At 69.8% G+C, this 7579-nt stretch carries 8 protein-coding genes; 4 read left to right on the top strand and 4 right to left on the bottom strand.

Annotation, left to right across the window (positions count from 1 at the left end; translation table 11 throughout):
- Positions 1-381: zinc-binding dehydrogenase (locus tag KDH83_RS28355; RefSeq protein ID WP_212321898.1), on the top strand; the 381-nt coding region annotated here is incomplete at its 5' end.
- 50 nt (positions 382-431) lie between these two features.
- Here KDH83_RS28355 and KDH83_RS28350 read toward each other — a convergent pair.
- The 4 genes from KDH83_RS28350 to KDH83_RS28335 are packed head-to-tail and all read right to left on the bottom strand — an operon-like array spanning position 432 to position 2342.
- Positions 432-905, bottom strand: a complete 474-nt coding sequence (locus KDH83_RS28350) for a hypothetical protein (protein WP_212321897.1) — start codon at positions 903-905, stop codon at positions 432-434.
- A 29-nt stretch (positions 906-934) separates the two neighbouring features.
- A complete protein-coding gene (locus tag KDH83_RS28345; protein WP_212321896.1) occupies positions 935-1810 on the bottom strand; it encodes a class I SAM-dependent methyltransferase in 876 nt (291 codons plus the stop codon).
- Between the two features lie 15 nt (positions 1811-1825).
- Positions 1826-2164, bottom strand: a complete 339-nt coding sequence (locus KDH83_RS28340; protein ID WP_212321895.1) for a VOC family protein — start codon at positions 2162-2164, stop codon at positions 1826-1828.
- Complete coding sequence (locus tag KDH83_RS28335; RefSeq protein WP_212321894.1) at positions 2154-2342, bottom strand: ribbon-helix-helix domain-containing protein; 189 nt, start codon at positions 2340-2342, stop codon at positions 2154-2156. Before KDH83_RS28335 ends, KDH83_RS28340 begins: the two co-directional genes overlap by 11 nt.
- Before the next feature lie 382 nt (positions 2343-2724).
- Between KDH83_RS28335 and KDH83_RS28330 the strand changes: the two genes are divergently transcribed.
- From KDH83_RS28330 to KDH83_RS28320, 3 genes are all read left to right on the top strand, one after another.
- A complete protein-coding gene (locus tag KDH83_RS28330; RefSeq protein ID WP_212321893.1) occupies positions 2725-4116 on the top strand; it encodes an SWIM zinc finger family protein in 1392 nt (463 codons plus the stop codon).
- Positions 4113-6677, top strand: coding sequence for a DUF6493 family protein (locus KDH83_RS28325; RefSeq protein ID WP_212321892.1), 2565 nt, complete (start codon positions 4113-4115; stop codon positions 6675-6677). The genes KDH83_RS28330 and KDH83_RS28325 overlap by 4 nt, the downstream gene beginning before the upstream one ends.
- 8 nt (positions 6678-6685) lie before the next feature.
- Positions 6686-7579, top strand: an 894-nt coding sequence (locus KDH83_RS28320) for a DUF6493 family protein (RefSeq protein WP_212321890.1), incomplete at its 3' end; no start/stop codon positions are given.

Here is a 7579-nt window from a genome sequence, read left to right as displayed (position 1 = left end):
AGGGAGGACTACGTCGATGCCGTCTTGCGGGCCACGGATGGCCGGGGCGTTGATGTCGTGTTCGATACCATCGGCGGCGATACCCTGTCGCGCAGCCCCGACGCGCTGGCGCAACTGGGTCGCGTGGTTTCGATCGTGGACATCGCGCAGCCGCAGAACCTGATCCAGGCCTGGGGCAAGAACGCGGCCTATCACTTCGTGTTCACCCGGCAGAATCGCGGCAAGCTCGATGAGCTGAGCGCATTGGTGGCGCAGGGCCAGCTGCGGCCGCATGTGGGCGCGGTCTATGGGCTGGCTGATATTCCGGCCGCGCATGCGCGGCTGGAGAGTCGCAATAACGGGCTGCGGGGGAAGATCGCGATTGAGGTCGTACCCGCCTAGCGAGCGGCGCGCTTGCCGCGTCGGGTGGCGCGCGGTTTGGTGGCCGGGAATCAGCGCAGGCTTCGGTTGATGGCGATGGTGAGCCGCCAATGCGCCAGCCATAGCGCGATGGCCAGCAGGCCGGCGCTCATGCCGACGTGGCCAGGAAACAGCGACAGGATCTGCAGGACGCACCAGCCATTGCCCAGCATCAGCCAGGTCCGCAGCCGCCGCGCGTCGCAGCGGGGTCGCAGGGCTTGGCCGATTCCGTGGATGATGTAGAAGTCCTCGACGAAGTTCGCGGGAATGGCGAACATCCACCACACCACGTTGCCGCGCGCGCCGGTCAGGCGCAGCGTGCGCTGCAAGGTCGCGCAGTACAGGGCGACCAGGGCAAGAAAGCCCAGCACGAGCGCGAGATTGCCGGGGAAGGGGACGAGGAATATCTCTCCCAACAGGCCCGCGCCCCACTGTGGCGCCCAGAGTGGATACGTCAGCAGGGCGGTCACGGCCAGCGTGCCGAATACGCGGATGAGGATATGCATGGCGCGAGTGTAGGGGCAGTACTCGCCGGCTACGTGCCCGCAATCAGAAATTCTTCGGCGCTCGACAAGCTCAAGCCGTCTGTTCGCCCCGCGAAGTACCGCTGCGCGAGCACGGAAGGCGCAACATGCCGGACATGGCGGAACCCCGCCTCTCGCGCCATCGCCATGATCTGGGCCGGCGCATAGAAGCTGATGAACGGCGTCCCGCTGGCGCGGGCGCCCTTGATCGCCATCTCAATCCCTGGCCGGACCTCGGGCGCCATCTGTTCCACCGGCAGCATGAACGTCATGGCGAGCGTGGAGCCGGGCGCCAGCGCGGCCACCTGGCGAAACGTGGCCAGCGTCGCGTCCCGGGTCAGATACATGCTGACGCCCGTGGACGCGACGAATGCCGGTCGCGTCGCATCGAAGCCCGCCTCGGCCAGCGCTTGCCAGGCGGAAGCGCCGGCCTCGAAGTCCACCGGGACCAGTTTCAGCCAGTCCGGCACGCCATGGCCCAGCTCGACCAGTCGCCGGCGCTTCCATTCCTGCGGCGCGGGCTGATCCACTTCGAACACGCGCATGCGGCTGGCGATGTCGGGCCGGCGCTGGGCGAAGCTGTCCAGGCCCGCGCCCAGGATCACATACTGCGCGACGCCCAGGGCGGCCTGTTCCAGCACCAGGTCTTCCACGAAGCGCGCCCGCGCGACCATGGACGCGCGGAAGGTCCGGGTGAAGCTCGGATCCATGTCGGGGCGCTGGCGCCAGCTGTCCGGCGGGGCCAGCAGCCGCAGGCCGATGTCGTCCTCGAAGACATGGGGCGGCGCATCGGCCTCCAGATGCAGGGCGCGCCACAGCGCCGTGCGCTCGGCCGTGCTGTCCGGGGCGGGGGCTTTGCTGTGCTCTGGGGTTTTGCGGTCTTGCATGGCGGCTCCGCTTTCTTACTTGGGCGCCTGAAGGCTCCAGACGCGGCCATCGGGATCGCGCACGGTCATTTCCTGGGTGCCCCAATGGGTGTCCTGGAACGGGCTGACGATGTCGACACCGGGGTCGAGCTGGAGCGCCTTGGCATCGGCCACCTTCATCACCAGCCGCATGGCCGGCGGTTCGCTGGCGGGCACCTCGGCGATGAAGAGGTACGGGCCGGGGCCGTTGCGCAGCTGGCCGGAGTTGTGGTCGGTTTCGAAATCCAGCGTGTAGCCCAGGGACTGGAAGAACTTGGCGGACTTGCCCCAGTTGTGGGTCGTCAGAAAGATGGCCTCTACACCTTCAGTTTTCATCTGCTTGCTCCTTGTTGGGGACGGCGGGCTTGCCGGCGTGGCCGGCCAGATAGGCCCGCAGGGCTTCGGCGACCAGGGCCGACAGCGAAAGCTCGGCTTCGATCGCATGGTGTTTGACCTCCCGGATCAGGCTGACCGGCAGGTACACGTTGAACTGTTTGACGCTGTCATCACTCATGTTGCTATGATGCTAGCAAGCTATATTTTTTGTCAATGCCGTTTGTCGACACCCTTTGTCGATACGCTTCGTCAACGCCGTCAAACGGTCACCCAGTCAGGTTGTGATGGCCGGACGCGGCAGGGGCAAGCCGCCCGACGGCGTCTCGGAGCTCTCCCGCCGCGAGGCGTGCGCCGTGGCGGCGCCGGCCCGTCCTGCCGCGCAGGCCGTTCCCGACCGCCGACGCCAGTTAACATGTGACCCAATGACCACGCAGCTGACAGTCTCATCGGCGCAGTCGTCCCATGGCGGACGCCCGCCTCAGCCAGATCACCTGTTCCCGTCCCTGATCGCGACGGCGGCGGATCATCGCGGCGTCCAGTCCGCATCAAGGAGTCCCTGAATGGCGGAGCTGGCCTATGCCTATCTTGCCCCTTCCGAATTCGCGCAGCGCCCGGGCCAGGCCGACCTGAGCCTGGCCACCAGCGGCGGCGTCGCGCCGTCGGGCGCGGTGGCGCATCCCTTCTTTTTTTCCGGTTTCGTGGCGCAGCCGGCCGTGGTGGCGCAAGCGCTGCTGATGCTGGCGCGGGTGGCGCGCACGCGGTTCTATGTGCCGCCGAATACGCTGGCGGCGGTGCTGCGGGCGGCCGATCCGGTCGTGACGTCCACACCCGAGGGCCTGCGCTTCGAGTCGTTCAGCGTGTGCTGCGGCGTGTATGCGCGCCTGGACGTGGACGCGGCGGCGCTGGACGCCACGCATGTGGCGCCGGGCGTGACCAATGTGGATGTGAATCCGCCGCTGCGCCAGGCGCTGGCGGGGCTGCGCGCGTCGGAGCCGCTGCACCTGAACGTGGGCAGCGATGCCTTGCGGGTGTCTACCGGTTCGGGCGAGATCGTCGAGGAAAAGGTGCCGTTGCCCACGCGCTGGCTCAAGGGTTTTGCCGAGACGCAGATGCTGTCGGCGGGCATGGCGTGCCGCCATGAGCTGACGGGGGCGGCCCTGCGCCAGTTCGTGCAGGCGCTGCCGCGCTCATCGGCGACCAAGACCGTGATGTGGGCGACCCAGGCGGCCCGCTCGCTGCGGCTGGCCACGCAGGCGACGCCCGGCGCGGTCTGCGTGGCGGGGCCGGAGCGGTTGCGCGTGCTGGAGCCCTTGCTGCGCCATGCCACCGCGCTGCGCGCCTATGGCGCGGAGACGGCGGCGGGCGCGCTGCCGCAGGCCAGCGCCTGGGTGCTGGAGCTGCCTGGCGCGCGCGTCACGCTGGGCCTCAGCCCGGAAAAGGCGCGCGGTTTCTCGGGCGAGGGCGCGGTGCTGCACCTGGTCGCGGGCGGCGATGCGAACGAGGACGCGGCGTTCGTGTCGACGCTGCTGGCCTTCGAACCGCGCATCGATATCGCGCAGCTGGCCGCCCGGGCCTTGTTGCCCGAAGCGCAGATCGCGTCCGCGCTGGGCGTGCTGGCGTCTTCTGGCCAGGTGGGGTTCGATCTGGCGGCGGGCGCGTATTTTCATCGGCCGCTGCCGGTGCAGGCGGGGCTGCTCGATACGCTGCATCCCCGGCTGGCAGAGGCGCGCAAGCTGGTGGCCGGCGGCGGCGTGCGGCGCGAAGGCGAGGGGCAGTACACGGTGCAGTCGGCGCAGCAGCGCTACCGGATCGCGCTGGGCGCCGAGCCCGCGCAGGACCGCTGCACCTGCCCCTGGCACGCCAAGTATCAAGGCACGCGCGGGCCCTGCAAGCACACGCTGGCGGTGCGCATGTTCCTGGACCCCCTCAATGCGCCTGGAGCCGAAGCATGACCTTGACCATGACCGAACGCCGCGCGGCGCTGCGCGAGGCCGCCGGCGGCGGCGATGCGGCGGATATCGCGCCGTTCGCGCGCGCCCTGGACGGCGCGGACGAGGACGATCGCGCCGCGCTGGCCAAGGCCTTGCCGCCATCGCGCCTGTTCGGCGCGGAAGGGCCGACGCCCCGGGCCTGCTTCGTGCTGGCGGCGCTGGGCAAGCCCAAGCTCGCGGCGGAGACGCTGGCGCCGGCGGATATGGAGCGCAAGCGCGAGTATGGCGCGCGCCATGGCGAGATGGTGCCGGCCGTGATCCACGCGGCGACCGGACGGGACGCCGCGTGGCGCGCCGCGTTCATCGATCTGCTGGCGGAGCAGTACTGGTGGGGCGAGCATCTGGCTTGGCCGGTGTGCCATGCGCTGGTCCGGCTGGACGGCGACGCGCCCTTGTCCGCGGTCTATCTGCGGTGTTTCGTGCAACAGGTCAGCGCCATCGGCGCGGACGGGCAACTGGACGCGGACCACGGCAAGCTCATGGCCGCGCATCTGCGGGCGCATCCCGATTGGGTCGAGCGTGAGTTCTGGGCCTTGTTCCGGGTCGAGGGCATGGGCGCCGACTACCAGCTCGTCGAGCACACCGGGCCGGCATGGGACGCGGCCGTCCTGGCGCTTTGTCAGGACGACCCGGCGTTCCGCGAGCGCCTGCTGGTTGAATCGAGGGAGGCTCTGCTGCGCGATTTTTCGGCGAAGAGCATCGCCTGGTATTTGCGCATGCATCGCCTGGCCGATCCGGCCGCGCACGAGGTCGCGGCCAGCCAGCACGCGTATTTCGCCGTGCTGGCCACGGCGCCGAGCACGGCGGTCGGCCTGGCCCTGGACATGCTCAAACGCGCCGCCGGGCAGCTGGACGTGGACGCGGTGATCGACGCCGGAGCCGCCGTCCTGACGCGTGCGGAGAAGAAGCTGGTCAAGGCCCAGCTGGGGCTGTTTGCCGCGCTCAAGACCGATGCCGGGCAACGGGATCGCCTTTCGCAGAGCGTCGGCGAGGCGCTGGAAGGCATGCCGCTGGACCTCGCGCCGCTGGCGCGCAAGCTGGTGCTTGCGTCCGACGAGACGCAACCGCCCGATGCGGGCGGCGAGCCAAGCGCGCCGAAAGACGGCGAAGCCCGGGCAATCACGATGCCGCCGCCGCGCCGCGAGCCGCTGCCGGATCTGCCCGATCAAATGCTCTCCATCGGCGACGACGAGGCATTGCACGTCTTGATCGGCGCGCAGTTCGAGGGCGCCGGGGACGGCGCCGAGCTGCCGCGCATCGTCGACTACCTGGCCAGCCGCCCGCAACTGCGACTGCCGGAGGCGCTGCAACACCGCGCCGCCGAGATCATCGAGTCGGTGTGGGACGAGCGCAATGCCTCGCCGCGACGCCTGCTGGCTGCCGCGCTGCTGGGCCGGGACGACGTCAGTTTCCAGGGCTATGCGCGCTATGTCGTGGCCAGTGCCGGCAAGCCGGATCCCGTGGGCGTGGCATTGCAGGAAAACACGTTCACCAGCCAAAGCTACGACGTGGCGACCGGCGACTGGACGATCCGCGAGACCTGGACCTCCCGCTCGGGCTACCAATATCTGCCGACGCATGCGCCGCTGGCTCTGCTGGCCGGCGTCTTTCACGAGCTGCGGGCCAGCCGTGCGCGGGGCGAACCGTTCATTCCGCCGGTGGCCGTCCCCGGCCAGCGCTTCGTCTGGGAACGGGTGCTGGCCGAGCCGGGCGAAGGGACCTTCTCGCGCGACTTGCAGGTGTTGGGAGCAGGGCCCAAGCCGTTCTGGATGGCGACGGCCGACGCCTGCGCTTCGCCGGCCCTGGATGTCGCCGAAGTGCCCGCCGAATTCACCTTCCGCGCCCAGGAGGCGCGCGAGCAGGACGGCTACGACCAGGTGGTGCAATGGACGGCCTGGCTGCTGCGGTCCAACCCCGACACGCTGGCCGCGCACTTCCATCCGATGTTGTGCGCGGCGGTGAATGTGATCAATGTGCGCGGCCTCGGACCGCTGCTGGCGGTGCTGGGTGCATCCCGCCAGGCGCCGGGCGGGCCCGTGTACTCGGCCTTGGCGCTGGCCGCGTCGGCGAAGATGACCGAGCAGCGCGCCCAGGCGGCGGAAGCGATCGCGCGGCTGGCCGACGCCGGCTTGCTGGATCCCGCGCCGTTCGCCGAGCAGATCGCGGCGCACCTGGCGGACGGTTTCGCCTTGGCCGGGCGGCTGGCGCAGACGCTGGCCGACGCGGCCTCCATCAGCGCGCTCGCCGGTTGCCGCGCGCTGCAGACGCTGGAGGCGCTGCTGCCGCGGCTGTTCGACGCCGACGGCAAGCCACTGGCCCAGGCCGCCAAGCTCATCGAACTCGCCGCGCGCCTGTCCAATGACTACGGCATGCCGATAGCCTTGCCGGCTATGCTGGCGGCGCGGCGCAAGGGCGCGTCGGTGCTGGCGGTCACCTTGCGCAGCCTGGAAGCCGTCGCGCCGCGCGTGACGCCCTTGGCCGAAACCGCCGCTGCCGCCGCGCAGCGCACTCACGAGGAATAGCCACTCGCATGACGACTTACGAGAACATCTGGGGTTACTACCGCGACATGGCGCGGGTGGTGGAGGAAGGCGCGAGCTTGCGCGCGCTGTACGACGCCATGCTGGGCGTGCAGTCGGAAGACCTGCGCGCGGTGGACGCGTCGCCCAGGCGGCTGCGCGAGATGGCGCAGGGCTGGTCCCAGCGCCCGAATTTCGTGCCGATCCGCCTGAATGAGCTGTTCAACGGGCTCCAGGTCGAGCACACCGATGACTACGTGCTGGCCATGGTCGGCGGGCTGGGCGGGCGGCACGAGCAGGAAGTGCGCCTGTTCATGCTGCGCCATGACCACGCGCTGCGCGACCAGGTGTTCTGGCGGGTCTTCGAGGTGGAAGGCGGCGGCGAGATCTCGCTGGCCAACATCGACAAGTTCTCGCGCGAGGAATTCAACTGGCACAACACGGTCGTGTTGCTGGCCAATGAAGGCACGCTGGACCGGGGCCGCGTGCTGCGCGGCTGCCTGGAGGCGCTCAACCGCGATTTCTCCGCCTATCGCGCCGGCTGGTTCTCGCGCGTGTATGCATCCCTGGCGCCCACGCCCGCAGAAACGGCGGCGGACCAGCCGCTGTTGCGCCTGTGCCTGGGTTCGTCGATCACCGCCACGGTGTCGCTGGGCGTCAAGCAGCTGGAGGCCCTGCACAAGCACGGTCTGCTCGAAGCCGCGCCCTTCGTGGAAGCCTGCGGCGGCGCATTCTCGGGGCCGAAAGCGGCGGCGCTGTCGGTGCTGCGCATGCTGGAGGCGCTGGGCGCGCGGGCCGCCGTCGAATCCGAAGCGGTCGCGCAGGCGCTGGCCTTGGGCCTGGGGCATCCGCATGCCGACGTGCAGCGGGCGGCGGTGAAGGCGCTGGCCAAGCTGGGGCGTGAG

The sequence above is a fragment of the Achromobacter sp. Marseille-Q0513 genome, from assembly GCF_018195695.1.
Classification (GTDB): Bacteria; Pseudomonadota; Gammaproteobacteria; order Burkholderiales; family Burkholderiaceae_B; genus Achromobacter.
This window is presented reverse-complemented; position numbering and strand designations above follow the sequence as displayed.